The sequence below is a fragment of the Micromonospora sp. D93 genome, assembly GCF_018070365.1.
Classification (GTDB): Bacteria; Actinomycetota; Actinomycetes; order Mycobacteriales; family Micromonosporaceae; genus Micromonospora; species Micromonospora ureilytica.
Genome location: NZ_JAGPXW010000025.1, coordinates 86,075 through 112,385 on the forward strand (window position 1 = coordinate 86,075; position 26,311 = coordinate 112,385).

At 71.9% G+C, this 26,311-nt stretch carries 24 protein-coding genes; 19 read left to right on the top strand and 5 right to left on the bottom strand.

What is annotated here, in order from left to right; translation table 11 throughout:
- Positions 1 to 31 precede the first annotated feature (31 nt).
- Both KBX71_RS24620 and KBX71_RS24625 read left to right on the top strand, forming a co-directional pair.
- A complete protein-coding gene (locus tag KBX71_RS24620; protein ID WP_210820267.1) occupies positions 32 to 2,254 on the top strand; it encodes a glycoside hydrolase family 27 protein in 2,223 nt (740 codons plus the stop codon).
- Between the two features lie 63 nt (positions 2,255 to 2,317).
- Positions 2,318 to 2,716, top strand: coding sequence for a hypothetical protein (locus KBX71_RS24625; protein WP_210820268.1), 399 nt, complete (start codon positions 2,318 to 2,320; stop codon positions 2,714 to 2,716).
- A gap of 295 nt (positions 2,717 to 3,011) precedes the next feature.
- Here the strand turns inward: KBX71_RS24625 and KBX71_RS24630 are convergent, their stop codons facing one another.
- Together KBX71_RS24630 and KBX71_RS24635 are read right to left on the bottom strand one after the other, a co-directional pair.
- Positions 3,012 to 4,262, bottom strand: a complete 1,251-nt coding sequence (locus KBX71_RS24630) for an HNH endonuclease signature motif containing protein (protein WP_210820269.1) — start codon at positions 4,260 to 4,262, stop codon at positions 3,012 to 3,014.
- Positions 4,263 to 4,384: 122 nt separating this feature from the next.
- Positions 4,385 to 4,864 carry a helix-turn-helix domain-containing protein gene (locus KBX71_RS24635; RefSeq protein ID WP_210820270.1) on the bottom strand — a complete coding sequence of 160 codons (480 nt, stop codon included), beginning with the start codon at positions 4,862 to 4,864 and terminating at the stop codon, positions 4,385 to 4,387.
- 104 nt (positions 4,865 to 4,968) lie between these two features.
- On the opposite strand from KBX71_RS24635, the gene KBX71_RS24640 reads away from it, so the two are divergent.
- Positions 4,969 to 6,516 (top strand): MFS transporter, encoded by a 1,548-nt coding sequence (locus KBX71_RS24640; protein WP_307847290.1) that lies wholly within the window; start codon positions 4,969 to 4,971, stop codon positions 6,514 to 6,516.
- Here KBX71_RS24640 and KBX71_RS24645 read toward each other — a convergent pair.
- Positions 6,513 to 7,379 carry an oxidoreductase gene (locus KBX71_RS24645; protein WP_210820272.1) on the bottom strand — a complete coding sequence of 289 codons (867 nt, stop codon included), beginning with the start codon at positions 7,377 to 7,379 and terminating at the stop codon, positions 6,513 to 6,515. The two genes, KBX71_RS24640 and KBX71_RS24645, sit on opposite strands and share 4 nt — an antisense overlap.
- 131 nt (positions 7,380 to 7,510) lie before the next feature.
- Here KBX71_RS24645 and KBX71_RS24650 point away from each other — a divergent pair, with 131 nt between their 5' ends.
- From KBX71_RS24650 to KBX71_RS24695, 10 genes are all read left to right on the top strand, one after another.
- Complete coding sequence (locus tag KBX71_RS24650; protein WP_210820273.1) at positions 7,511 to 8,392, top strand: helix-turn-helix domain-containing protein; 882 nt, start codon at positions 7,511 to 7,513, stop codon at positions 8,390 to 8,392.
- 130 nt (positions 8,393 to 8,522) lie between these two features.
- Entirely contained in the window at positions 8,523 to 9,080 is a 558-nt protein-coding gene (locus tag KBX71_RS24655; RefSeq protein ID WP_210820274.1) for a TetR/AcrR family transcriptional regulator, read from the top strand.
- Between the two features lie 89 nt (positions 9,081 to 9,169).
- Positions 9,170 to 10,201 (top strand): medium chain dehydrogenase/reductase family protein, encoded by a 1,032-nt coding sequence (locus tag KBX71_RS24660; RefSeq protein WP_210820275.1) that lies wholly within the window; start codon positions 9,170 to 9,172, stop codon positions 10,199 to 10,201.
- A gap of 299 nt (positions 10,202 to 10,500) precedes the next feature.
- Positions 10,501 to 10,674: a hypothetical protein gene (locus KBX71_RS24665; protein ID WP_167492970.1), complete on the top strand. Its 174-nt coding sequence runs from the start codon at positions 10,501 to 10,503 to the stop codon at positions 10,672 to 10,674.
- On the top strand, positions 10,671 to 11,675 hold the full coding sequence (locus KBX71_RS24670) for a glycosyltransferase family 4 protein (protein ID WP_210820276.1): 1,005 nt from the start codon (positions 10,671 to 10,673) through the stop codon (positions 11,673 to 11,675). Before KBX71_RS24665 ends, KBX71_RS24670 begins: the two co-directional genes overlap by 4 nt.
- Positions 11,676 to 11,791: 116 nt before the next feature.
- Positions 11,792 to 12,928 carry a glycosyltransferase gene (locus KBX71_RS24675; RefSeq protein WP_210820277.1) on the top strand — a complete coding sequence of 379 codons (1,137 nt, stop codon included), beginning with the start codon at positions 11,792 to 11,794 and terminating at the stop codon, positions 12,926 to 12,928.
- The gene (locus KBX71_RS24680; RefSeq protein WP_210820278.1) at positions 12,925 to 13,977 is read left to right on the top strand and encodes a glycosyltransferase; all 1,053 of its coding nucleotides are present in this window, start codon (positions 12,925 to 12,927) and stop codon (positions 13,975 to 13,977) included. Before KBX71_RS24675 ends, KBX71_RS24680 begins: the two co-directional genes overlap by 4 nt.
- Positions 13,974 to 15,464 carry a glycoside hydrolase family 130 protein gene (locus KBX71_RS24685; RefSeq protein ID WP_210820279.1) on the top strand — a complete coding sequence of 497 codons (1,491 nt, stop codon included), beginning with the start codon at positions 13,974 to 13,976 and terminating at the stop codon, positions 15,462 to 15,464. The genes KBX71_RS24680 and KBX71_RS24685 overlap by 4 nt, the downstream gene beginning before the upstream one ends.
- Before the next feature lie 29 nt (positions 15,465 to 15,493).
- Positions 15,494 to 16,711, top strand: coding sequence for a PP2C family protein-serine/threonine phosphatase (locus tag KBX71_RS24690; RefSeq protein ID WP_307847292.1), 1,218 nt, complete (start codon positions 15,494 to 15,496; stop codon positions 16,709 to 16,711).
- Between the two features lie 90 nt (positions 16,712 to 16,801).
- Entirely contained in the window at positions 16,802 to 17,869 is a 1,068-nt protein-coding gene (locus tag KBX71_RS24695) for a DUF2855 family protein (protein WP_210820281.1), read from the top strand.
- 5 nt (positions 17,870 to 17,874) lie between these two features.
- Here KBX71_RS24695 and KBX71_RS24700 read toward each other — a convergent pair whose 3' ends face one another.
- Together KBX71_RS24700 and KBX71_RS24705 are read right to left on the bottom strand one after the other, a co-directional pair.
- Positions 17,875 to 18,681 (bottom strand): SigB/SigF/SigG family RNA polymerase sigma factor, encoded by an 807-nt coding sequence (locus tag KBX71_RS24700; RefSeq protein WP_210820282.1) that lies wholly within the window; start codon positions 18,679 to 18,681, stop codon positions 17,875 to 17,877.
- A gap of 233 nt (positions 18,682 to 18,914) precedes the next feature.
- On the bottom strand, positions 18,915 to 19,100 hold the full coding sequence (locus KBX71_RS24705; protein ID WP_210820283.1) for a hypothetical protein: 186 nt from the start codon (positions 19,098 to 19,100) through the stop codon (positions 18,915 to 18,917).
- Positions 19,101 to 19,421: 321 nt separating this feature from the next.
- Between KBX71_RS24705 and KBX71_RS24710 the strand changes: the two genes are divergently transcribed.
- The 6 genes from KBX71_RS24710 to KBX71_RS24735 form a co-directional block, all read left to right on the top strand.
- A complete protein-coding gene (locus KBX71_RS24710) occupies positions 19,422 to 21,305 on the top strand; it encodes a sigma-70 family RNA polymerase sigma factor (RefSeq protein WP_210820284.1) in 1,884 nt (627 codons plus the stop codon).
- Positions 21,306 to 21,334: 29 nt separating this feature from the next.
- Positions 21,335 to 21,988, top strand: coding sequence for a DUF305 domain-containing protein (locus KBX71_RS24715; RefSeq protein WP_210820285.1), 654 nt, complete (start codon positions 21,335 to 21,337; stop codon positions 21,986 to 21,988).
- Between the two features lie 24 nt (positions 21,989 to 22,012).
- Complete coding sequence (locus KBX71_RS24720) at positions 22,013 to 22,711, top strand: hypothetical protein (protein ID WP_210820286.1); 699 nt, start codon at positions 22,013 to 22,015, stop codon at positions 22,709 to 22,711.
- Positions 22,712 to 22,815: 104 nt separating this feature from the next.
- Positions 22,816 to 23,985: an acetyl-CoA carboxylase biotin carboxylase subunit family protein gene (locus KBX71_RS24725; protein WP_210820290.1), complete on the top strand. Its 1,170-nt coding sequence runs from the start codon at positions 22,816 to 22,818 to the stop codon at positions 23,983 to 23,985.
- Entirely contained in the window at positions 23,982 to 25,610 is a 1,629-nt protein-coding gene (locus tag KBX71_RS24730) for an IucA/IucC family protein (RefSeq protein WP_210820287.1), read from the top strand. The genes KBX71_RS24725 and KBX71_RS24730 overlap by 4 nt, the downstream gene beginning before the upstream one ends.
- Positions 25,607 to 26,311, top strand: a 705-nt coding sequence (locus tag KBX71_RS24735; RefSeq protein ID WP_210820288.1) for an IucA/IucC family protein, incomplete at its 3' end; no start/stop codon positions are given. The genes KBX71_RS24730 and KBX71_RS24735, both read left to right, overlap by 4 nt.

The following is a 26,311-nucleotide window of genomic DNA, read 5'->3' on the forward strand; positions in this document are numbered from 1 at the left end:
ACCCCCACCCCCGAGGGACAGGAGTACCTCCATGCGCCTGAACCGACAGCTGACCGCTGCCCTGGCCGTGCTCGGCCTGGGCCTGGCCAGCCCGATGCCGGCGATGGCCGGCCCACCCCACGCCGACCCACCGCAAGCCGGCCACGGGCCCGGCCATCCCGGTCACCCCGGCCACGCCCCGGCGGCCACCGGCGCGGAGGACCAGGGCGCGCCGACCTTCTTCAACAGCGGGCTCGCCCCGACGCCCTACCAGGGCTGGAACACCTACTTCGGTCTCGGTGGCGATCCCACCGAGGCCGAAGTACGGTCGGTCACCGACCACATGGTCAACAGTGGCCTGCGCGACGCCGGCTACACCTACGTCTGGATCGACGGCAACTGGGCGGCGCCCACCCCGCGCAACGAGGCCGGCAACCTCGTCGCCGACCCGGCCCGCTTCCCCGGTGGGATGGCCGCGCTGGCCGCGTACATCCACAGCAAGGGGATGAAGGCCGGCATGTACACCGACGCCGGCCCGTACCTGCCGGGGCAGTGTGGGCTCGGCAGCAACGGCCATTACCGGACGGACATCGCCCAGTTCGCCGGCTGGGGCTTCGACGCGCTGAAGGCCGACTGGCTCTGCGGCCGGGCCGCCGGCCTCGACCCGGAGACCACCTTCCGGGAGTTGGCCGACGCGGTACGCCAGTCGCCCCGGCCGATGCTGCTCAACATCTGCAACCCGGTCAGCTCGGACTGGGGCGGCGGCCCGTACACCCCGGAGCAGCTCTCCACCTGGAGCTACACGTACGCGCCCACCATCGCCGACTCCTGGCGGACCTACACCGACGTGGGGCTCACCGACCCGACCCCGCAGTGGGCGTACCCGTGGGTGTTGCGCAACATGGACGTCAACGCGTACCACCCGGCGGCCACCGGACCGGGGCACTACAACGACCCGGACTACCTGCTGCCGATGCGCCCGCTGCCCGACGGCGGGTACGAGTTGAGCCTGGACGAGTCGAAGACGCAGCTCGGCATGTGGGCCATCATGGCCGCGCCGCTGGTGATCGGCTCCGACCCGCGCGGCCTGCCGAAGGAGATGATCTCGGCGCTGACCAACCCGGAAGTCATCGCGGTGGACCAGGACCCACTGGTCCGGCAGGGCGTCAAGGTCGCCGACACCGGCACCGACGCGCAGGTCTGGAGCAAGGTGCTCGCCGGATCCGGCAAGCGGGCGGTCGCGCTGCTCAATCGGCACGACACCGCCCAGCAGATCACCGTGAACTTCGCCGACGTCGCCCTCGGCGGGTCGGTAAAGGTCCGTGACCTGTGGTCCCGCTCCACAGTGGACGCCCAGCCGGGCACCCCCGGCGCGCAGCCGTTCACCGGCTCGTACACCGTCGAGGTGCCGGCGCACGGGGTGGCCATGCTCGGCCTGACCGGCACCGACCAGGTCGCCGGCGCCGACCTCGGTGGCACCGCGAGCGCCAGCCCGGCGCTGGTCCGGGTGGACGACACGCACGCCACCGCCTTCGTCCGCGACGCTTCCGGTGCGCTGGCCGTCAACACCCGCACCGGTACGACCTGGGGGAGCCGGTGGACCTCGCTCGGCGGCCCGGTCGGCGGCCGGATCCTCGGCCAGCCAGCGGCGTACGGCTCCGCCGACGGGCGGCTCGACGTCTTCGTCCGCGGCACCGACAACGCCGCCTGGCAGCGCAGTTACGTGGCCGGCAGTTGGGAACCGTGGCGCAGCCTCGGCGGCATGCTGACCGACGCGCCAACTGTGGCCTGGAGCAGCCCGACGCAGTGGACGATGGTCGCCCGCGGCGCCGACGGCAAGCTCTGGTCGCGTACGCCGAGCGCCGGCTGGACGGGCGTCGGTGCTCCCGAGAACCGGCCGTTCTACGGTCGGCCGAGCGCTGTCGTCGACGACGCCGGTGTGCTGCACGTGGCGGTACGCAGCCGCACCGACGAGGTGTGGTGGAGCAGCCGGACCGGCACCACCTGGTCGGCCTGGACCAACCTGGGCGGCACCACCAGCGGCAGCCCGACACTGCTCGCCACCTCCGGCCGGGTCTACCTGTTCGCGCTGGCCGCCGACAACCAGCTCTGGCAGCGCAACCTGGCCGACGGGGCCTGGGGCGGCTGGTTCCGACGCGGTGAGTTCGCCACCGACGCGTTCCGGGGTGCGCCCGGCGCCGCCGCCGGTGCCAACGGCAGCGCCTGGCTGGCGGTACGCGGCGTGGACGACCGGGTACACCAGATCGTTCTCTGATCCGCGGGTGGCGGGCCGCCGGCCAGGTTCCGGCGGCGGCCCGCCACCCGCCGCTTGACCGCGATGACCCTGGCCCTCGTGCTGCCGATGCTCGTGCTCGTTGGCGCCGCTCCGGCGGCCGCCGCCACCCCCACCCTCCAGATCAGCTCGGTGACCCTGGTGGCCAAGGGCGCCGGTGTGCGCCTGGACTACGTGGTGACCTGTGACGAGGGCGCCTCCGGCGAGGTGCGTGCCAGAATCACCCAGGCGGTCGGCAACCGCATCGCCTACGCGTCCGAACCGCAGTACCCTGCCTGGATTTGTACCGGTCAGGCGCAGCCGTTGTCTCCGTTCTTCCCGGCCGATGTCGCTGGCGTTCCGTTCCGCACCGGCGAGGCGCTGCTGCTGGCGTCGATCTCCGCCTGTCCGGGGGCGAACTGCGAATTCGCCCAGGCCGAACAGGTGGTGCGGATCGTCCGCTGACACCGGGCGGGCCGCTGTTGCGCGGCACCCGCTGTTGCGCGGCACCCGGCGCGGCGACCGAGCCGGTAATGCCGCAGACCTCCGGAGACCTACCGGGCGGTCCCCCACCCGCACCATCCGTCAGGCCGGTTCAGGCCGGTTCAGGCCGGGACGAGGTCGCGGCATTGGCGCAGGGCGGCCCGGCCGAGGGGCGTGTCACGGCCGGCCCGGCCGCCGAGATCAAGTCCCCTCACTGTGACCCGAGTGCGGATGTGGTTGGCCGGCTTGAGGGGTGATCGTTCTCGGCTGGCTGTTCCTACGTTCGTCGGTGGTAGTGGTTGCGGCGGGGGAGTTGTTCGGGGTCGAGCCAGGCGGGTGGCACGAATTCGGGGTGGCCGTCGCCGCCGAGGTGGACGGTCCAGTCGCTGTGGTGCAGGTGTCGGTGGTGGTGGCCGCAGAGCAGGACGGCGTTTGCCAGGTTGGTGGTGCCGCCGTCGGCCCAGTGGTGGATGTGGTGGGCGTGGCACCAGCGCGGTGGTCGGTCGCAGCCGGGGAACGCACAGCCTCGGTCGCGCAGCACGAGGGCGCGGCGCAGTGGGCCAGTGATGAGGCGGCGTTGTCGGCCGACGTCGAGGACCTGGCCGGTGCCGCCGAGGACGGCGGGCAGCAGGGTCGCGTCGCAGGCCAGCCGACGCACGGCCTCGGGTGTGAGGCCGAGGCCGGTGTCGAGAGCGCCGCTGCTCAGTTGTCGCGTCAGCCCGTCGTAGCTGGTGGTGACGACGATCTGGGCGGGGTCGCCGCCGTGCTCGGGTAGTTCGGTGGTGCGCAGGGTGAGCCGGCAGAGGTCGGCGAGGGCGTCGTGGCGACGTTGCCCGGCGGAACGCTGGTCGTCGGGCCCGGAGGATGCGCTCAGCGGGTCGATGGCGGCGCGGAGCAGGCTGGCGGTTTCGGCGTCGAGGGTGCCGGTGAGCCGCAGGCGACCGTCGGTCTGCTCGGACAACGTGAGGTGTCGGTCGCGGGTGGCGCGGCGTGCTTCGGCGTCGAGGGCGGCTTGGGCGGCGGCGTCGGCGATGTCGGGGGCGACGTGGTCGAGGATGCGGGTGCCGAGCTTGCGCAGGTGGGTGGGGTCGAACTGTGCGGCCCAGCCGACGAGCACACCTACCGCTTTGTCGGCGGTCTCGGCGTCGGCCGACGTGCTCACGGTGTCGACAGTGTCGGCGATGACCCGGGCCTGGTCTTGGCTGATGGCACCATCAGCCAGCGCTTGTCGGATGCCGGGGTTGCCGGTGTCGAGGGCGGTGGCGAGGTCGATCAGGCGGCGGGCGGCGGGAACGGTCAGCCGGAGGCGTTCGCGGAGCCAGACCGCGGTGGAGGAGGCTCCTTGGGTGCGGGCGGTGCCGCGGCCGTCGATCTCGTGGATGAGGGTGAGGGTGACGGCGGCGAGGCGTTGCTGAAGGCGGTGCGCGGCGTCGAGCGCGGCGATCAGGTCATGTTCCGGGAGCGGCCAGGCGGGGGCGTCGACGCAGGCGGCGACCGCGTCATCCGCCTGCGCCAACTCCTCGACCATGACCCGAGGCTAGAACAGGTGTACGACACTTTCAGTCACCATGATCGATCGACTTGGCGGCACCCGACGTGGAGTTGGCGGGCAGCGCCCGCCGCAGGCCGGCCCGGTCGTGGCCCGGAGGGTCAGTCGCGCCGGACGAGGCCCGGGCCGGCGATGATGTCGATGTCGCCGTCCGCTATCTCGTGGCCGGCGGCGCAGCGGAGCACCGCGCGGACCGGCTCGCCGCAGTCGTGGTGGGTGGCGACGATGGGCGGGCCGGTGTCGGTGGCGGCCCAGGTGTCGCCCCAGTTGCGCAGTGCGGTGATGACGGGCAGGAGTTCGCGGCCCTTGTGGGTGAGTTGGTACTCGTGGCGGGTGCGCTGCCCCGGCTCCCGGTAGGGGAATCGTTCGAGCAGCCCGGCGCTGACCATCTCCTTGAGTCGGGCGGCCATGGCGGGCTCGCCGACGCCGACCCGGCGGACGAAGTCGTCGAAGCGGCGCGTGCCGAGCAGGGCCTCGCGCATGATCAGGACCGTCGACCTGCTGCCCACGATGTCCATCGCCCGGGCCACCGAGCAGTTCTCGCTCGTCCAGGAGTCGCGATCGTCTCGTAGGTCCTCCATGCCCTCCAGCGTACCTGACTTGCGTGAGGGCTAGCCAGGTGCTTCACTGGGTCGTGCTGACTTCCGCCTACGGAAGTCAGACCATTCAGCCTGAAGGATCTTCAGTGACCACCAGCACCACGGCCCCGACCCCGTCCGGAGCGGCCGCCACCGCCCGCTCAGCCTTCCGCGGCTCCCGCCCGGTGACCCTGATCGCCATGTGCCTGGGCGCGATGATCACGTTCCTGCAGATCACCGCGACGGTCTCCGCGTTGACCACGATCCAGCGGGACCTGCGGGTCGACCCCACCACTCTGGTCTGGATCCCCAGCGCCTACACCCTGATGGTGGCGAGCGTCGTGCTGTCCGCGGCAACCCTGGGCAGCCGCTACGGGCGTAAGCGCATGTTCGGTGCCGGGGTCGTCGCGATGATCCTGGGCGCAGCCGTCGTGGCCGGCGCTCCGAGCGTCGCGTGGGTGATCGCCGGGCAGTTGGTCGCCGGCCTCGGTGGGGCACTGATCCTGCCGAACAGCCTGGCGATCCTCGGCGCGACCTTCACCGACCCGCACCGACGGACCGAGGTCATCACCGCGTGGTCGGCGGCGTCCGGCATCGGGCTCGCGATCGGCCCGCTGATCGCTGGCACCCTGCTACGGCACTACCAGTGGCACAGCGTCTACCTGTCGACCATCGCGCTGGGCCTGATCACCCTCGTCGTCGCCGTCGTCGGGGTGGCCGAGTCCCGGCCGAGCGCCGCCCGTCTCGACGTGCCCGGCCTGCTGCTGGGCACCGTCGCCATCGCGGCCGCCGTCTACGCGCTGATCCAGGGTGGCAAGGTCGGCTACACCAACCCGGTGGTGTCGGCGGCCTGGGTCGTCGCGGTCGTCGCGCTTGTCGCGTTCGTGCTGGTCGAGCTGCGGACCAGCGCGCCAATGCTCGACGTACGGCTGTTCCGGTCCGCGTCGTTCAGCGCTGTCATGGTCGTCGGCGCGGTGTCGCTGTTCGGTTTCACCGGCGTGGCGATCCTGATGGTCCTCTTCCACGAACGTGCCCAGGCGCTCAGCCCGCTGGACACCGGCTGGCGGATGCTGGTGCTGTTCGGCGCCTACGTGCTGGTCGCCTTCGGTGCCGGGCGCGCGATCCGTCGTACCGGATTCAAAGCGCCGTTGACCCTCGGCCTGGTCCTCGGTGCGGTGGCGAGCTTCGCTCTGGCGAACCAGGGGCCGACCACGTCGTTCGGTCACCGCTGGGCGTTGTTCGCGTTGTTCGGGGCGGCCAGCGGGCTGGTGGTCGCCCCGGCGACGGCGGCGGCGCTGGCCAGCGTCGCGCCCGCCCAGGCCGGCATGGCCTCGGGGGCGGTCAACGCCGCCCGGCAGGTCGGCTCGGTGCTCGGCTCGTCAGTGCTCGGCACGCTCCTCACCACCACGATGGTGGCCGACCTGCCGGACCGGCTCGCCGCGCACCAGGTCGGCGAACCCACCAGTACCGCCGTGCAGGCGGCGGTGGCCTCCGGCGCCAACGGCGACCAGCCGCTGCCCGACCCGGTCCGGGCGGCGATCGCCGAGGCACTGACCTCCGGTGTCCAGGCCGGGTTGCGGATCAACGGCATCGTCTTCCTGGTCACCGCCGTGCTCGCGCTCACCCTCATTCGCAACCGACCGCACCAGCACTAGGAGCTGAGCGCGTCCAACTCCGCGATCGCGTCGGCCGGCAGCTTCAGGTCGGCCGCCGCCATGTTCTCCCGCAGGTGCGCCACGCTGGAGGTGCCGGGGATCAGCACGGTGGTGGGGGACCGCTGGAGCAGCCAGGCGAGGGCGACCTGCTGCGGTGAGGCACCCAGCCGGGCGGCCACGCCGTCGAGCGTGTCGGACTGCAACGGCGTGAACCCGCCGAGCGGGAAGTACGCCGCGAACGCGATGTTCTCCTCCGCGCACCTGTCGACCAGGGCGTCGTCCTGCCGGTTGGCGAGGTTGTAGAGGTTCTGCACGGTGACCACCGGCGCGATGGCCTGGGCCTCGGTGAGCTGGGCGGAGGTGACGGTGCTGAGCCCGAGGTGCCGGATGAGGCCCTGCTCGCGCAGCTCCGCTAAGGCGCCGAACTGCTCAGTGATGGGTGCGTCTTCGGGGCCGTGCGCCGAGCCCACCCGCAGGTTGACCACGTCGAGGACGTCCAAGCCGAGGTGATCGAGGTTTTCCCGGACCTGGGCCTTGAGGTCCTTCGGCTCCAACGACATGATCCAGGAGCCGTCGGCGCCGCGTCGCGCGCCGACCTTGGTGACCAGGTGCAGATCCTCGGGGTACGGGAACAGCGCCTCACGGATCAGATCGTTGACCACCACGGGCCCGTAGAAGTCGCTGGTGTCGATGTGCCGGACGCCCAGGTCGACGGCCTCGCGGAGCACGGCCAGTGCCTCCTTGCGGTCGCGGGGCGGGCCGAAGACACCTGGGCCAGCCAACTGCATCGCCCCGTAGCCCATTCGGCTCAGGGTGAGGCCGTCAGCGGGGGTGAGGGCGCCGCCGGGAAGGTTCTCGCTCATCTTTCCTCTATCCGTGATCGCAGTGGGTACACGTCGACTGTCCGTCGGCATCCGCGCCGGCGGCAGGGCGAGCTGTTCCTGGTAGTGACACAGCCAGTCACCGGGCCGTCCGGCGATCTACCGTCGGTGGCATGGACGCAACGAACCCGCTCGGCGACTTCCTACGTGCCCGCCGGGAGCAGACCCGGCCCGAGGACGTCGGGCTGGGCCCGGGCGTGGGCCTGCGCCGAGTGCCGGGGCTGCGGCGCGAGGAGGTGGCGATGCTGGCCGGTATCAGCGCCGACTACTACCTCCGGTTGGAGCAGGGTCGCGAGCGGCACCCTTCGGTGCAGGTCCTCGACGCCCTCGCCGGAGTGCTGCGACTGGATCCGGAGGCGACCGCGTACATGATCGGGTTGAGCCGTACGCGGTCGCGGCGGGCGGCCCGACCGGCCGTCGAGCGAGTGCCGGCCAGCATCCTGCACCTGCTGCGGCAGCTCTCCATGCCGGCCTTCGTGCAGAATCGCTACCTCGACATCCTGGCCTCGAACCCGATGGCGAGGGCACTGTCGCCGAATCTCGCCCCCGGCGCCAACCGACTCCGCGCGGTGTTCCTGGACCAGGCCGAGCGGGAGCTGTTCCGCGACTGGCGGCAGGCGATGCAGAGCGTGGTGGGGCAGATGCGTGCCGACTCGGGTGGGGCCACCGACGACCCGCGGTTGACGGCGCTGGTGGGGGAGCTGTCACTCAAGAGCGACTGCTTTCGGCAGTTGTGGGCGCGCCACGAGGTGCGTCGACGGGAGGGCATCGTCAGTCGGCTGCACCATCCTGAGGTGGGTGACCTTGACCTGTACTGCGACAAGCTCGCGGTGGCGGGCGCCGACGGGCAGCTGCTGGTGATCTACCACGCCGAGCCCGGTACGGAGTCCGCCCGCTCGTTGGCGCTGCTCGGCTCGATCGCCGCCAGCACTGCTGACCACGTGCCGGACAGCGTCCGTCCCGGTGACCCGGCCCGCCTCTATCCGTTGGAGTGAGCCGGTCAGGGCCGCTGCGGGGCCGCCCGGGTGGGATGTGCTCGTAGCGCTTGCGCATGGTCTCACTGGCGGCCGGGATGGCAGGGCGACGGGCTTGACGGCGCTTGTTTGTGAGTGCACACTTACAAATATGCGATCCACCGCCGAGGCCCGCCGGGTCACCGTTTTGAACACCGCAGTGTCGGTGTTCGCGCGCGCCGGCTTCCACGCCACCCCGGTCACCGCCGTGGCCGCGGCCGCCGGCATCTCCGAGGCGTACGTCTTCCGGCTCTTCTCCGGAAAGCTCGGGTTGTTCGTGGCGGCGGCCGGAGCGTGTTTCGACCGGATCGCCGACGCGATCGAGGCGGGTGCCGAGCGTGCCACGGGTGACAGCCCGGAGGAGATCCTCGACGCCATGGGTGGTGCGTACGCGGAGCTGATCGCCGATCGTGATCTTCTGCTCTTCCAGGTGCAGGCGCAGGCCGTCACGGACATCCCGGAGGTCGCCGAGGCGGTGCGGGCCGGTTACCGGCGGGTCGCGACCTTCGTGCAGAGTCGCGCCGGGGCCACCGACGCGCAGGTGCAGCAGTTCTTCGCGTACGGCCAGCTGTGCCACCTGATCGTGACCGCCGGCCTGGAGCAGGTCCCGGAGCCCTGGGCTCGCGCCCTGACCGCCGGCATCCGCCACCCCGGACCGAGCCACCCCTGACCGACCCCCGATGCTGGGCCGCTTCGGCGGCCCACTCTTTGAACCTGACAAGTGTGTGAGTGCACACTTACAAACAAAGGAGAACCCTGATGACCACCGACACGACGATCACCGAAGTGGTGCTGCCCGGTGTGGTGGAGCCCGACGGCCTCCTGCTGCACCGGCGCGCGATGCCCGTCCCCGCCCGGGGGCAGGCGCTCGTCCAGGTCGAGGCCACCGGCATCTCGTTCGCCGAGCAGCAGATGCGGCACGCGCTCTACCCCGGCCAGCCGAAGTTCCCGTTCGTGCCCGGCTACGACCTCGTCGGCACGGTCCGGGCGGTCGGTCCCGGCGGCGACGACGCGTTGGTCGGCACCCGGGTGGCGGCGGTCACCAAGACCGGTGCCTGGGCCACACACGCGCTTGTCGACATCGACGCCCTTACCCCCGTACCCGTGGGGCTGGACCCCGCCGCGGCCGAGACCGTCGTCGTCAACGGGGTGACCGCCTGGCAGATGCTGCGGGACGCCGACCTGAAGGCCGGGCAGACGATCCTCGTGCACGGCGCGAACGGCGGCGTCGGGAGCGTGCTCGTGCAACTGGGCCGACACCTCGGCCTGCGGGTCATCGGCACCGCCGCCGCGCGGCACCACGCCGGGCTGCGCGAACTCGGCGTCGAACCGCTCGACTACCGCGACCCGGACATGGCCGCTCGGGTCCGCGAGCTGTCGCCGGGCGGCGTCGACGCCGTCTTCGACCCGGTCGCCGGCCCAGGCGTACGCACCTCGTACGCCCTGCTCGCCCCCGGCGGCAAACTGGTCGTCTACGGCAACGCCGCCGCCGTGGGCACCGGGCAGTCGGTGGTGTGGGTCTTCGTGAAGCTGCTGGCCCGCCTCTACACCTGGAACACGCTGCCGAACGGCCACCGGGCCGGTTTCTACAACTTCTGGGCCGGTCAGCTCACCCGTCGTGCCGCGTTCCGCCGTCGCCTGCGCACCGACCTCGGCATCGTGCTCGACCTGCTGCGGCAGGGAGTGATCGTGCCGCAGATCGCCGCCCGCTACCCCCTCAGCGAGGTCTCCGCCGCACTTGTGTTCGCCGAGAAGCGCAGCCGGGCCGGCAAGGTGGTGTTGGAGCCCTGACCTCCGGTCCGTCCAGGGCGCTGGTGCGGCGGACCGCCGCGAGGGCGTACGGTGAACATGTCGCCCGGGACCCCGGTGGCCGCCAGACGCCGTCGCCACCAGCCCATCAGGGGCGTTACCGAACGTCATCCCCGTCGCCGCGACTCGCTGGTGGTGTTGGCCGATCGCCGACCACGTCCCGGCCGTCAGTTTCGCCCGCCATCGCGGTCGGAACGGTTGGTGGTCCGGATCCGACTGCACGTGCAGACCACTGTCCGTGCGAATGATCGTTTTGAACACCTTAGCCAGGGGAGTACCAGATGAGGATCGCCAGGGACCGGATCGTCACCGCACTTCGTGACCGGGGTCAGGTGGCCCGGGCCGCCTGGGTCGAGCGCGAACTGCCCGAGTGGGTGGACCCGGCCAAGCACTCGGGGCTGCTCGCCACCCTGAACCTCAACCCAGCTGATCTCGTCGACGCGTCATCCCCTTGAGGATTGCGCTGCTCGGACCGGTCGCCTGGCGTACGCCCCCACACCACTACGGCCCGTGGGAGCAGGTGACCGGCCTGCTCGCCGAGGGGCTGGTCAGTCGTGGGATCGACGTGACGCTCTTCGCGACACTTGACTCCGTCACGTCCGCCCAGCTCGACGGAGTCTGCCCACGGGGGTACGCGGACGACCCGGACCTGGACGGCCGGGTGTGGGAGGCGATGCACGTCTCCCACGCGATGGCCCGCTCGGCGCAGTTCGACCTGGTGCACAGTCACCTGGACTGGCTGCCCCTGGCGTTCGCGGAACACTGCCGTGCGCCGCTGCTGACCACAGTGCACGGCTTCTCCGGCGCGGGGATCCTGCCCGCCTACGGCCGAGCCCGCTCGTCGTACGTGTCGATCTCCGACGCCGACCGGGCGCCGGAGCTCGACTACGTGGCCACGGTGTACCACGGCGTCGACGTCGGCGGACTGCCGTTCACCAGCCAGGCCGGCACTGGGCTGGCCGCCTTCGGCCGGATCCACCCGGACAAGGGCACCCACACCGCGATCGAGATCGCCCGCCGCGCCGGCCGGCCCCTGACCATCTGCGGGATCGTGCAGGACGAGCGGTACTTCGCCGAACAGGTCGCCCCGCACATCGATGGCGACCAGGTCGTCTTCCTCGGTTCGGTGGGTCCGCGGCGGCGTGCCGAGGTGCTGGGTGACAGCACCGCACTGCTGCATCCGATCGACTTCGACGAGCCGTTCGGGCTGTCGGTAGTGGAATCGATGGTCTGTGGCACCCCGGTCGTCGCCTACCGGCGGGGGTCCATGCCCGAGGTCGTCGACGAAGGGGTGACGGGTTTCCTCGTCTCCACCGTCGACCAGGCCGTCGATGCGATCACCCGGGTCGGCGGCCTCGATCGGGTGGAGTGTCGGGAGCGGGCTCTGAAGCGCTTCAGCGCGGACCGGATGGTCACCGACTATCTCGCCGTCTACGACCAGCTCGTCGGCAACTGACCGAACCGCACCGCTCTTCGTTCCGCCGGTCACACACGCTGACCGGCGTGCGCTGTCCCCGCGTGAGGCTCACCCCGTACCTCTGCGGTGGCCGACAACCGGAAGGCCCGACGTTCATGCCCAGCTACGGATTCCTCAGCACCCACCCACCGACCCGGTGCGGACTGGCCACGTTCAACGCCGCACTCGCCGCCCAGCTGACCGCCGACGGCACCCGCGGTGGCATCGTCCGGGTCACCGATCACGGCGACGACCAGCGGCCCGTGCCCGGGGTGGTGCACACCTGGTCGGCGCGTGACCCGGCCGGCTGGCGGGAGGCGGCGGCCGCCCTGAACGCGTACGACGTGGCGATCGTCCAGCACGAGTACGGCATCTACCCCGGCACCGACGGCGAGGAGGTGCTGCCGTTGCTGCGGCGGCTCAGCGTGCCGAGCATCGTGGTCCTGCACACAGTGCTCAGCCAGCCCTCGGCCCGGCAGAGATCCCTGTTGGAGCAGATCGTGGCGACCGCCGGGGCGGTCGTCACGATGACCGACACGGCCCGCGACCGGCTGCTCGTCGGGTACACCGTGCCAGCGGGCAAGGTGACGGTGATTCCCCACGGAGCGGCCGAGCTCGCCGGTGTACCAGTCGACCGGCGTACCCGCCCGCACCTGCTGACCTGGGGGCTGCTCGGGCCGGGCAAGGGCATCGAGTGGTCGTTGCGGGCCCTCGCTCGGTTGCAGGATCTGGAACCGACTCCGACCTACACGGTGGCGGGACGGACCCACCCGAAGGTGATCGAGCACCACGGTGAGGCGTACCGGGCGGGGCTGCACCAGCTCGGCGCCCAGCTGGGCGTCGCGCACGCCGTCGACTACCAGGACATCTATCACGACCAGGAGGCGCTGGGCCGGTTGATCCGCTCCGCCGACGTGGTCGTCCTGCCCTACGACTCCCGCGAACAGGTCACCTCCGGCGTGCTCATCGAAGCGGTGGCCGCCGGGGTGCCCGTCGTGGCGACGGCGTTCCCGCACGCCGTCGAGCTGCTGACCGGTGGGCCCGGTCTGGTCGTACCCCACCAGAACCCGGCGGCACTGGCCAAGGCGATCCGGCGGGTCCTGACCGAACCGGGTCTGACCGCCCGGTTGGCCGGGCGGGTTCGTCCGCTGGCCGCGCACCTGAGTTGGCCTGCGGTCGCGGCCCGCTACGGCGCCCTCGCCGAAGAGCTGGTCGATGCCCGCTCGCCCGCCGTCGCCGCGGTGCCGGCGTGACGGCGACCACCGGACGCCCCCGGACGTCGACGGGTGGGCGCTGGGTGACGGCACCCGCGCCCAGCTTCGCGCACCTGGCCCGGCTGAGCGACGACACCGGTCTGTTCGAGCACGCACGGCACGCCATCGTCCGGCGTGAGCACGGCTACTGCACCGACGACGTGGCCCGTGGCCTGGTGGTCGTCAGCCGCGAGCCGGAGCCGAGCGAGGAACTGCTCCGGCTGGCGGAGCGATACCTGGCGTTCCTGACCCACGCGCAGGACGCCGGCGGCGCGTTCCACAACCGACTCGGGTACGACCGGCGCTGGGTCGACGAACCAGGGCTCGGCGACTGGTGGGGTCGCGCTCTGTGGGGCCTGGGCACGGCCGTCGCCCGCAGCCCCGCCGCATGGGTACGCGAGGAGGCGCTCGTCGCCTTCAGCCGGGGCGCGACCCGGCGGACCAAGGCCCCACACACGATGGCCTTCGCCGGTCTCGGCGCGGCCGAGGTGCTCCGTCGTCACCCGGGCCACGTCGCCGCGGCGTCCCTGCTGGCGGACGCGGCCAGCACGATCGGCCGGGCAGGTCCGGACCCGCGGTGGCCGTGGCCGTCACCGCAGCTGACCTACGCGAGCGCCGCCCTCGCCGAGGTGGTCATCGCCGCCAGCCAGCTTCGCGAGGGCGGCCCGCCTCTCGACGACGGTCTGCGCATGTTGACCTGGCTGCGCGGTGTCCAGTTCCGCGGCGGACGACTGTCGGTCGTCCCGGTCGGGGGATGGCGGCACGGCGGCGTACGACTGCACCACGACCAGCAGCCGATCGAGGTCGCCGCCCTCGCCGATGCCTGCGCCACCGCCGCCACGGTCACCGGGGATCCGGAGTGGGACAACGGGGTGCGGCAGGCCGTCGGGTGGTTCCTCGGCGACAACGACCTCGGCACGCCGATGTGGGACCCGGCGACCGGCGGTGGCTACGACGGGCTGACCGCGCACGGGCCCAACCTCAACCAGGGGGCCGAGTCCACCCTCGCGCTCATCTCCACCATGCAGCACGCCCGGCGGTGGTCGTGACAGGGTCTCTGGCCGTCCGGCACGACGTCATCCTCACCCCGGATCCACGCCGCGTCATCATCAAGCTCTTCGTGCCGGGTGAGGATGCCGCTGTGGTACGGACCCGCGCGCAGGCGCTCATCGACCGGGTCGCGCACCTGGACGACGAGGAGACCACCCGGCTGCTGCGGGACACCCTCGACCGGTTCGGCGCCCGGCACCGCGACCTGGCCGACACCTTCCACCACCACTACGACCTGGTCCGGCACCGCGCCGCGCGGGCCCGGGACCTCTCGCCGAACAGCCGGCTGCTGGTCGGCGCCTACTTCAGCCACGAGTACGCCGTCGAGGCCGCCGCCCTGTGCAATCCGTCGATGGTGGCCCACCCGGACCAGACCGGTCTCGACCCCGGGCAGTTGCGCGTCGCCATCAGCCTGCGCCAGGTCGGGGAGGGCCACGTGTCCTCGATCGGTTTCGCCACCGCGATCGTCGGACCGGGGAGACAGCTCACGATCGTCGAACGGACCGGACCGTTGGCCGTCGGGCAGCGGACGGGCGTACGGCACCGCCGGGACCTGCTCGTTGCCGGCCTGGCCGAGGAGGACTGCGACAACGAGGTCGCGGCCACGGTGCTGGACGCGTTGCCCGAGTGGTACGACGAGGCCGCCTTCGAGCGGGTGCTCGGCAACCTGCCACCCGATCTGCTCTCCCGTAGCACCGGGTTGGGGACCGTCGAACAACTGCGTCGTACCAACGCCGGTAGCTACGCCACGGCCTTCCCCGCCGACACGGTCCTGCACCAACGGGTGCTCTGGCCGGCCACCCCGGCGGAGAGCAACGGCATGGAGGACGCGCGGTTCGTCCGCTTCGTCGATGAATCCGGACCTGTGTACCGGGCCACCTACACCGCCTACGACGGCCGGAACATCGCCACCCGCGCGTTGGCCAGCGACGACCTGCGACAGTTCGAGATGACCCCGATGCGCGGTCCGGGTGCCCGGAACAAGGGGCTCGCGTTGTTTCCGCGTACCGTCGGCGGCCGGCACCTGGCACTGTGCCGTGCCGACGGCGAGACCATCGGCCTGACCGCTCTGGACGGCGAGAGCCGCTGGCAGGCCCCGACTCCGTTGCACGCACCGGACGAGAGTTGGGAGTTGATCCAGGTCGGCAACTGTGGATCACCGATCGAGACCGACGTCGGCTGGCTCGTGCTCACCCATGGTGTCGGGCCGATGCGTCGGTACGCGATCGGTGCGCTCCTGCTCGACCTGCACACGCCGGAGCGGGTCGTCGCGCACCTGCCCGGTGCGCTTCTCGCCCCCGACGACAAGGACCGGGACGGATACGTACCGAACGTCGTCTACTCCTGCGGTGCTCTGGTGTACGACGGTGAGCTGTGGGTGCCGTACGGGGCGAGTGACGCCCGGGTGGGATTCGTCACCGTGCCGCTGTCCGCGCTCCTCAGCGCGATGGTCGGGGCGGGCGGAGAATGCGCTGGGGCGGGGTAGCCTCACCGCTGGACAGGGGGAGGTGGGGCGTGGCCGACGTCGGCGAGGTGGTGCGTTGGTTGCAGCTCAACGCGCCCCGGGGTGGCCCGGACGAGGTGTCGCAGCTGGTCGCCCGCGCGGCGCCCGGGATCGACGCCAGCGAGATCGTGATCTATCTGGCCGACTACACGCAGACCCTCCTCGTGCCGCTGCTCGGTGCGGGTCTCGACCGGGACCAGCTGCCGATCGAGACGACGCTCGCCGGCCGGGCCTTCACCACCCTCGACATCCAGCGTGCGCCCGACAACCCGGACCGGGTGTGGGTGCCACTGCTGCTCGGCTGCGAGCGGATGGGCGTACTGGAGATCGTCTCGCCGGCCGCCGCCGACCAGACGATGGACGGTCCGGCCTGGGAGGTGGCGGTCAACATCGCCCAGATCCTGGTCAACCGCCGGCTCTACGGCGACGTGGTCGAGCGGATGCGGCGGCGGATGCCGATGCAGGTCGCGGCCGAGATCGTGTGGGGCCTGCTCCCGCCGCTGACCTTCGCCACCGACGACCTGGTGGTCACCGCCATCCTCGAACCGTGCTACGACGTCGGCGGCGACATCTTCGACTATGCGTTGAACGGTGACGTGCTCAGCGTGGGGCTCTTCGACACCTGTGGGCACGGCATCAAGGCGAGCACCCTGGCCTCGTTGGTGGTCAGCGCGTACCGCAACGCCCGTCGGTGTGGCCTCGACCTGGTCGATACGGCGATCAGCATCGACAGGTGGGTGCGGTCCGAGCACCCGAACTTCTTCGCGACCGGGTTGCTCATCGAGTTGGACCGTCGGACCGGTCGCCTCAGCATGATCAACGCGGGGCATCCCGGTGCGATGTTGCTGCGTGACGGCAAGGCCGTTCGGGAGCTTCCGGGGCCGACAGTGTTGCCGCTCGGCCTGGGCCACCTGTCCCCCCGCCGACCGCGGGTGCACGAGGAGAATCTGCACCCGGGGGACCGCATCCTCGCCTACACCGACGGCATCACCGACGCCCGTAGCGCCGAGGGGGAGCAGTTCGGGCTGGACCGGCTCGTCGACTTCGTCAACCGCGCCCTCAACGACCGGTTGCCCAGCCCGGAGACGATGCGTCGCCTGGTCCGCGCGGTCGTCGGCTACCAGGACGACCAGCTCGAAGACGACGCGACGGCCCTCTTCGTGGAGTGGCAGCCACCGCACCTGCCGCTCGCGCACCTCCGCGACCTCGCCGCCAGCACCGGCCCGTAACCGCGCCGCAGCAACCCCGACCGCGCCGCAGTGGGATTTTGCACTCGCAGTGCACTTGTCTCCGATTGTGAGGCTGTCTAGCGTCACCTCATGGCTGACTCATGGACCTTCGCCGTGGCGCGTGACGACCTCGGGCAGACCACGCTCGTCGATGGCGCCGTCCCCGCCGTGGCCGACGGCGAGGCGCTGCTGCGCGTGGACCGCGTCGGCCTCACCGCCAACAACGTGACCTACGCGGTGCTCGGCGACTCGATGCGCTACTGGCAGTTCTTCCCGCCGGCGGCCCAGGGGCTCGGGCCGCAGTGGGGCCTGCCGCCGCTCTGGGGCTTCGCCGAGGTGGTCGCCTCGGCGGTGGCGGGGGTCGAGGTGGGGCAACGGATCTACGGTTACCTCCCGCCCGCCGGTCACCTCGTCGTACGGCCGGACCGGGTGGACGCGTCCGGATTCCGTGAGGCGAGCCCGCACCGGGTCGAGCTGCCGTCGCCGTACAACGCGTACCGGTCGACCACCGGCGACCCGGCGTACCAGCGCGACCAGGAGGATCTGTTGATCCTGTTCCGGCCGCTGTTCTTCACCTCGTTCATGCTTGCCGACCAGGTCGTCGACAACGACTTCTACGGTGCCGAGGCGCTGCTGGTGTCATCGGCGTCGAGCAAGACCGCGTACGCCGCCGCGTTCGAGCTGCACCGGCGCGGGCCGCGCCTGGTCGGTCTCACCTCACAGGGCAACCTGGCGTTCACCCGGTCGCTCGGCTGCTACGACGAGGTCGTGTCGTACGACGACATCGACACCCTCGACGTGGTCCCGACCGTCTACCTCGACCTGTCCGGCGCGCCCTCGACCCGGGCCGCCCTGCGTCGGCGCCTCGGCGACCGGCTCCTCCGGGACATCGCGGTCGGGCTCACCAACCAGACGCCGAACGCTGACGCCGCCGAGGAGGTGTTCTTCGCGCCGGTGCAGATGCGCAAGCGCAGCAACGACTGGGGCCGTGACGGGCTCGACCAGCGGTTCACCGAGGCATGGCAACGGTTCACCGCCGTCGTGAGCGGGTGGCTCGACGTTCGGGTGGGCACCGGGCCGGCGGCGCTCCAGCACGCGTGGCTCGACGTTCTCGCCGGTCGTACGCCGCCACGGGTGGGTCACGTCGTCCAACTCTGACCGGCTCAGGCTGCGATGTCCGGGTTGAGCTGGAGGCGCAGCGCGGCCAGCGAGCGGGTGATCAGCCGGGACACGTGCATCTGCGAGACGCCGATCCGCTCGGCGATCTGGGCCTGGGTCAGGTTGCCGTGGAATCGCAGGCTCAGGATCTCGCGTTCGCGTTCCGGCAGCGTGGCGAGGGCCGGGCCGAGGGCGACGCGGATCTCGACGAGATCGAACGCGCGGTCGTCGTCGCCGAGGGTGTCCCCGAGCTCCCGGCTGCCGTCGGCGCCGGTCGGGGTGGACAGCGACGTGGCCCGGTAGGCGCGTGCGCCCTCCAGCCCCTCCAGGACGGTCTCCTCGGTCACGTCGAGGTGGGACGCGATGTCGGCGACGGTCGGCGAGCGGCCGAGGGTCTGGGTCAGGGCGCTGTTCGCCGCGCTGATCGACAGGCGCAGCTCCTGGAGGCGGCCGGGTACGCGCACCGCCCAGGTGCGGTCCCGGAAGTACCGCTTGATCTCGCCGATGATCGTGGGAATGGCGTACCCGCTGAAGTCGACACCTCGGCTGTGGTCGAAGTTGTCCACGGCCTTGATGAGCCCGACGAAGGCGGTCTGGGCCAGGTCGTCGTCCGGTGCGCCGCGTCCGCCGTAGCGGCGCGCCAGGTGTCGGGCGAGCGGCAGCCACGCCTCGATGGCGCGGTCCCGCAGTGCGGGGCGGCGGGGGTCGTCGGCCTGGGTCGCCTTCATCGCGGCGAGGAGCTCATCCGGGCTCCGGTCGCTGCTTCGCAGATCGGTGCGGGTGCTTGTCGCGTTGTCGACGATGGTGGCCATGTGGGTGGTCCTTCCCGCAGGCCCGTCGATCGAGTCGACCGGAAGGGTCTTCCGGACCGGCTACCGCCGGGGCGCACGTACGGGCGAAGGTGCGCTGTCGCAGGGCCACGAGCACGGGCCTCGCCACCGCGTCATGTCGTCCACTTGATGACCCGGACACTACCCGAAAGACTGACTATTTTCTAGCCGAAAGTATGAACCCAGGCGTTCAGGGTAGGGGTGGCGCGCTCGGGTCAGCCGCGCTGCTCCACAGCGTCGACGGCGGCCGGGGCCGGCGGGGCCGCCTTCACCGCGAACGGGTGGCGCAGTCGCAGCATGGCCTCCTCGCTGCTGTCGAAGGTCGCCGAGGGTCCGTCCGGCCCGTCGCCGTTCGACGTGGCGAGGAACAGGGCAGGTCGATCGTTGTCGTTCGAAGTCATGCAGGGATCCTGTCTCTACGAGAGGGGTGCGTCTGAGGTCTCGGCAACGTCGGCCGCGCGACCTGGTGACGCTTCGGCGCACACGCTGGCGCTCGAATGCTGGTGTCCTGTGCACGGGCGAACGCCCGGCGACACCGACACCCCGCACCATACCCGGCGCGGTCGACCTGTATGCGCCGCCGACGGACCCGCTCCGCTTGTGGCGAACCAGCGGCCCGGGAATTCTGTAATCCCACCCGCTGCCGCGAGTCTCCGATCTTGAGGGCGGTCAGCACACCCAGCGTGGGTGCCGCGCGGATCAGCACACGAGGAGTGAGACAGATGTCGTCAGCCGGTCGAGCACTGCCCGATGTCGGGTTGGTCGTCGCGGCCAGGCAGGGCGACCAGCGCGCTCTCGACGACGTCGTCGCGGCCTCGCTCCCGCTGGTCTACAACATCGTCGGCCGTGCGCTGCGCGGGCACGCCGACGTCGACGACGTGGTCCAGGAGACGTTGGTACGGGTGATCCGGTACCTGCCCGCGCTCAACGACCCGGCGGCCTACCGGTCCTGGCTGGTGGCGATCACCATCCGCCAGGTGCGTGACTGGGAGACGCGTCGGCGCGTCGCGCTGAACCGCGATGCCGGGCTCGACGTGATCCACAACGTGCCCGACCCCGCCTCCGACTTCGCGGGGATGACGATTCTCCGGCTCGGCCTCACCGACCAACGACGCGAGGTCGCCGAGGCGACCCGCTGGCTCGACCCGGACGACCAGGAGCTGCTCTCGCTGTGGTGGCTGGAGGAGACCGGCGAGATCACCCGGAACGAGGTCGCCGACGCGCTCGGGTTGTCACCCGGGCACGTCGCGGTGCGGATCCACCGGATGAAGGAGCAGATCCAGAGCGCCCGTGGCGTCGTACGCGCGCTCCGCGCCCGCCCTGGCTGCCCGGATCTGGGCGCCGTTACCACCGAGTGGGACGGCATCCCCAGCTCGCTGTGGCGCAAGCGACTGGCTCGACACGTCCGCGACTGCGCGTTCTGCGGACGCCTGGGCACCACGCTTCTGCCGATCGACAGGCTGCTCGCCGGCCTGCCGTTGCTGCCACTGCCGGCGGGTCTCGGCGCCCACCTGCCGAACGCGGCCGCCCCCGCGGCCGCCGCGCAGGCCGTCGCGCCCCCGAGTCCGACGGTCGGACACCCCGCCGGGCCGACCCCACCCGGTGGAGTGTCCACCGACGCGGGCGGCGGCCAGAGCGTCGTCGACCTCGCGGCGAACCGGCCCCGTGGCCTCGTACCGTCCCTCGCCGCCGGTGTGGCCGCCGCCGTCCTGGCCATCACCATGGCTGTGGTGATCCTGCCGGACGAGCCGTCCGCACCCTCGTGGGCGGCGCCGCCGTCCACGGCGCCCACCGCCGTCGCCACCCCGAGCGTCGCGCCCTCGCCGAGCACACGGCCCTCGTCGAAAGCTCCGGTCGCGCCGGTGGTCAGCTCCGCGCGCAAGGGCGTCGGGGTGTGGAACTTCGCCGGCGCGAGTCAGGCGTTGGCGAACTCCAAGGCCGGCTGGTACTACACCTGGGGCACCCAGCATCCGGGGATCAGCACTCCGCGCGGTGCGACGTTCGTGCCGATGATCCGCAGCGCGGAGAACGTCACCGCCGCGGAGCTGGCTCGAGCCAAGGCCGCCGGACCGTACCTGCTCACCTTCAACGAGCCGGACATGCCCGAGCAGGCGAACATGACGGTCGAGCAGGCGTTGAACCTGTGGCCGCAGCTGATGGCGACGGGCAGCAGGCTGGGCAGCCCGGCGGTCGCCTGGGGTGGTCCGGACCCGCAGGGTTGGCTGGACAGGTTCATGACCGGCGCCGAGGCCCGCGGTCACCGGGTGGACTTCATCACGCTGCACTGGTTCGGCGCCGACTTCACGACCGCCACCGCTGTGGCCCAACTCCGGCAGTACCTCCAGGCCGTCTACCAGCGGTACCGGAAGCCGATCTGGCTGACCGAGTTCGCGCTGATCCGCTTCGCCGGGGGCGGTCCGCAGTTCCCTAGTCAGGAGCAGCAGGCGGCCTTCCTGACGGCGGCCACCGCCATGCTCGGCCAACTCTCCTACCTGCAGCGCTACGCCTGGTTCGGTCTACCCGCCACCGACAAGGACCGGTCCGGGTTGTTCAGCGACGGGACCGAGGCGACAGTCGTCGGCCGCGCGTTCCAAGCCGCCCGTTGAGCACTGGCGAACGGATGGAGGAGCAGATCATGGCGGAGCGCCAGGGGTCCCACGTCCGGGTCGGACGGTTGGCCGGTGTCATCGTGACCCTGGTCGCCACGGCGTTGACCGTCGGTCTCACCCAGGGTTGGGGCCGCACCGAGCAGGCGCCGGTGCCCTCGTCGGCAACCGCCTCGTCGGCCGCCGCGGTGCCGACCGCGCCGGTGGTGCTCAACGGCACCGACGACGCCTTCATCCAACTGCTGATCCCGATGAACGAGGGCGCCCTCGCGCTGATCGACCAGCTCGACACCCGACCGGCGGACGCGGATCCGTCGCTGCGGGCTCTTCTCGGCGAACTTCGGACGGCTCATCAGGCGGAGTTGCGGGACCTGCGAGGGCTGTTGGCCGCCGGCAACGTGCCGGAGCTGAACATCCACGAGGGGCATCAGATGCCGGGCATGGTCACCGATGCCAGCCTCGCCGAGTTGCGAGCCGCGTCCGACGCCGAGGTGTCGTCCCGGGCGGCTGCCCTGATCCGGGCGCACCTCACGCAGACAGTGGTGCTGTGCCGGGGTGAGCAGAACGCCGGGGGAAGCCCGGAGCTGAAGGCGCTCGCCGGCCGGATGCAGCAGGCGCGGGCCGCCGAGCTGCGCACGCTGGACGACCGGCCCGGCGCGCCCACAGCTGCACCGGGTGGCTGAGCATGCCGTCCAGAGGGCCGGCCGATGGGGACGTCTGACCTGCACGCCGACGTTCGTCCCGCGTCCCGGGCGTCCCGCCCCGCCCACCGTGCCGTCACGGCGGACGCCATCCGCCCGGCCCGGCGCGCGACGCACCGGCCCCGGAGCGCATCGCCGTCCGACGCGGACGCCTCGACGCCGGCGGTAGGTTGGCGTGGTGGTCACCGTCGCGCCGCCGGCCGCGCCGCGGTCGTCGCCTCGGTAGTGTCGGTCGGTCTCGGGTGGCTGCTCGCGATCCTCGTGGCACCGCACGTCACCCTCTCGCCGGGTGCGCGGATGGTCGCGCTCTTCTGCCACCTGACCTGCCTCGTGGTGGGCTTCGGCGCGGTGCTGACGGTGGACTGGTTCAGCCTCCGCTGGCTGCTGCGCCGGGAACCCCTCGGCACGGTGCTGACCGCCGCGCGCGGCGCGCACCTGCTCATCTGGCTGGGCCTGGTGGGTCTGCTCGCCAGTGGGGCGGTCCTCGGCCCGGACACGTCGTCCGGGCTGGTCTGGGTCAAGTTGCTCGCCGTGCTGGTGGTCGGCATCAACGGGCTGTTCCTCGGCCGGGTGCGGGATCGACTCGTGGCCGTGCGGGGTCGTCCGCCCTGGTCCGCCCTGCTGCCCGGCGTCGCCGCCGCCACGATCTCGCAGATCGGGTGGTGGACCGCGACGCTCGTCGGCTTCTGGAACGCCAACGGCTGACGGTCGCTTGGCGCACTGGTCCAGCGCCCGCCGACCGGGCACCATACCTCTCAATAAGGGTAGGCTACCCTAATCGTCTCATCGTGGTAGTTGACGGAGGCGGCATGCGGCTCTACCTGACCGCGCTCAACCCCACCGACGCCGTCCTGGACGGGTTTCTCCCGGCGGCGGCGTCGCTCGGGCTGGCGGCCACCGTGCTGACCGACCGGCCCGCCGAATGGCCGGCGGACGTGCAGGTGACGCGCTGTGCGGTTCGCGACGCGGCCGCTGTGGTCGCGGCGGCGGCACCGACCCGACCGGTGGCGTTACTGTCCAACAGCGACCATCTCCAGGAGGCCACCGCGATCGCCGCCCGAAAGCTCGGCCTGCCCGGCAAGGACCCGGACGCCGCCCGTCTCTGCAAGGACAAGGCCGCCGCCCGCCGGGCGATCGCCGCTGCGGGCCTCGATCTGGTACGCGCCGTCACCGTCGACCCCGGCGCAGCCCCGAAGGTGCCGACCGAGGTGTTCCCCGCGGTGGTCAAACCCCGCGAGGGGGTCGCCAGTGAGGACGCGTACCTGGTGGCCGACCACGCCGAGCTGGTCGCCCGGGTGGCCGAGATCCGTGGCCGACGGCCCGACGTGGCACTTGTGGTCGAGGAGTACCTCGACGGTGAGCTGCGGACCTTCGAAACCCTCGGCGACGGCACCGAGCTGGCCTCCCTCGGCGGGTGGCACACCGGCCTCGGCCCGCCACCGACCTTCACCGAGGAGACCCTCGCCTGGTCGCCCCCGGCGGAGCGGACGCGCACCCAACTGCGGACGCGGCTCGACGCGCTCGGTGTCGGCTTCGGCGCCTGCCACACCGAGTACGTCATCTCCGACGGCCGGGTCCGGCTCATCGAGGTGAACTACCGCCTCATCGGCGACCGGATGGACCTGATCCTCGCCGAACTGCTCGGTGTGCCGTTGTTCGAGCACGTCATCCGGCTGCACCTCGGCGAACCGCTGACCGCCCTCGGCCTGCCCGACACCGTCGACAGCTACGCCCGGGTCGAGTACGTCTGCGCAGACCGGTCCGGCCGGCTCGTCGCCGCACCGGGCCCGCTGGACACCGTCCACGGCGACGTCCGGCTGGGCTGCCATCCGCTGCGCGAGGTGGGCCGTACCGCCGAGCACACCGGCACGAACCGCGACTACCTCGCCGTGCTGCACGGGATCGGCCCCGACGAGCCCACCGTCCGGCAGTCGCTGGCAGCCCTCCGTGGCGACCTCCAGTGGACCATCGCCGAGTGAGCGACGACTGCGAGCGGGAGGTCTTCGCCCGGGTGCTCGACGGCCTGCTGCGCGAGGACCACCTCGGTCTGTTCAGCGCCGGCCGAGCGGACGGGCCCGACTGGTGGCAGGTGCCGCACCGCGCTGGCCTGCTGCGCATCCCGGTCCGGGTGGACGGGTTCCAGCAGTCCCTGCGCAGTGCTGCGCCGATGGTGCTGCTGGTGGTCGACGACGGCGACCCGCAGCGTACGGAGACGGTGGACGGGCTGTTGACGCTGCTCGCCCCGCGCGACAACGCCGAGGCCGAGGCCGGCTGGCGGGAGTTCGGCGTAGAGTGCCGCGCCGACCTGCGGGCCCGACGGCTCGCCGCCCGCAACCGGCAGCGGGTGCTCACCGAGGTGGCCGCCGAACGCGCGATCACCCCGGGCGGCCTGCCGTCGGCGCTCCTGGACGACGTGCTCGCCGCCCACCAGGGCCACCCCGTCTACCCCACCGACCGGTGCCGGCACGGTCTCCGCGACGACGAACTGCTCCGGTACGCCCCGGAGCACGCCCCCCGTTTCGCGCTGCATTGGTACGCCGTCCCCGCCGAGGACGTCCGGCTCGCGGGCGAACTCCCATCGTGGTGGCCGCACGCGCCGCGACCGGATCAGCTGCTGCTGCCAGCACATCCGATCACCGTGGCCCGCGACACGCTTCCGGTGACCGAGCTGCCGGTGACCCCGGTGCGACCCACCCTGTCCATGCGGACGGTGGCACTCGACCACGACCCGCACGTGCACCTCAAACTGCCGCTGCCGACCGCGAGCCTCGGCGCGCGCAACCGACGCACGCTGCAACCGGGCTCGCTCGCCGACGGCGCGGCCGTCGCCGCACTGCTCGACCGGATCGCCGCCGCCGAACCCACCTTCGCCGGTCGGATCCGGCACGCCGACGAGAGCACCTGGGCGCACGTCGACGGCGACGAGCGGCGCGGTTTCCTGCTGCGCCGATTCCCGCGTGACCTGGCCGATGTCCAGGTGGTGCCGGTCGCGGCACTCGCCGCCGCCGACCCGGTGGCGGGCACGGTCCTCGAACGGATCAGCCCGGATCGACCCGTCCCGCTGCTGGAGTCCTACCTGGACCTGCTGCTCGACTGGCACGTCTTCCTCTGGCTACGCCACGGGATCGCCCTGGAGGCGCACCCGCAGAACATCCACCTGCTGGTGCACCCGGACGGCGCGGTCGGCCTGCTCTACAAGGACAACGACGGCGCCCGGCTGGACGCGCGGCACGACGGCCCGGATGGGCTCACCCTGCACGACGACCGGATGTGGGCGCGTGACCCGCAGGAATTGGCTGACGTGTTCATCACCATCACCCTGCACCTGGCCGCGGCCGCGCCACTGGTCGCCCTGGCGGCCCGAGGGCTACCCGTGCCGTCACCCGCCGAGGCGCTGGTGCCCCGGCTCGCCGCCGCCCGCGACCGGTGGGGAGACGGACCGGCGTCGCGGACCTTCACCGAGCGGGTCCTGCACGCCACCCGGCTGCCCATCAAGGCGATGCTCACCGCCGGCACGCTGCTGCCCAAACAGCGGTTGGGCTGCGCCGACATCAACAAGTACTACCTGCGTACCGGCCCGAACTACCTCCGGGAGACACGATGACGAGCGCGCAGCTGCGCTCCCGGCCGGTCACCGACGCCGGTCAGCTCGCCGACCTGGCCGCCGCCCACGCCGTCTTCGGCTGCCTGCTGCGCGAGCTGGCCCCGCCGGACGGCACCCCTGCCGTGGTCGACGGCGCCGTGCGGCTGCTGCTGCGGCACCTCGACGTCACAGTGCGCTGCGAGGTCGCGCGAACCTCGCCGCTCGGCGCGCACCGCTACACCGGGCCGGCGCAACGGAAGATCGGCGGCGGACGGTGGGAGGACCTGGACGCGGACGGGCTGGCCGCTCTGGTCGCGGCGGAACTCGCCAGTCGTACCGGCCTGGCGAACGACGAGTTCGTCGAGCAGGTCCGGGCCAGCCGGGACACAGTGGCCCGGCTCCTGGCCGAGCGACCGGCCGAGAATCCGACCCCCACCGGTGAGCCTGCCATCGACGCCTACGTCGACTCCGAGCAGTCACTTGTCTTCGGCCACCCGCACCACCCCACGCCGAAGTGGCGCAGCGGTGACCCGGACAGCTGGCGGGCGTACGCGCCGGAGCTGCGCACGGCGTTCCGGCTGCACTGGCTCGCCGTACCTGACGATCTGATCGCCGAGGCCGGGCCGTTCGATCCGCTGGTGGCCGCCCTCGACCCGCCTCGCCCCCCGCGCGGGCACCGCGTCCTGCCGGTGCACCCCTGGCAGTTGTCGCTGATCCCGCCC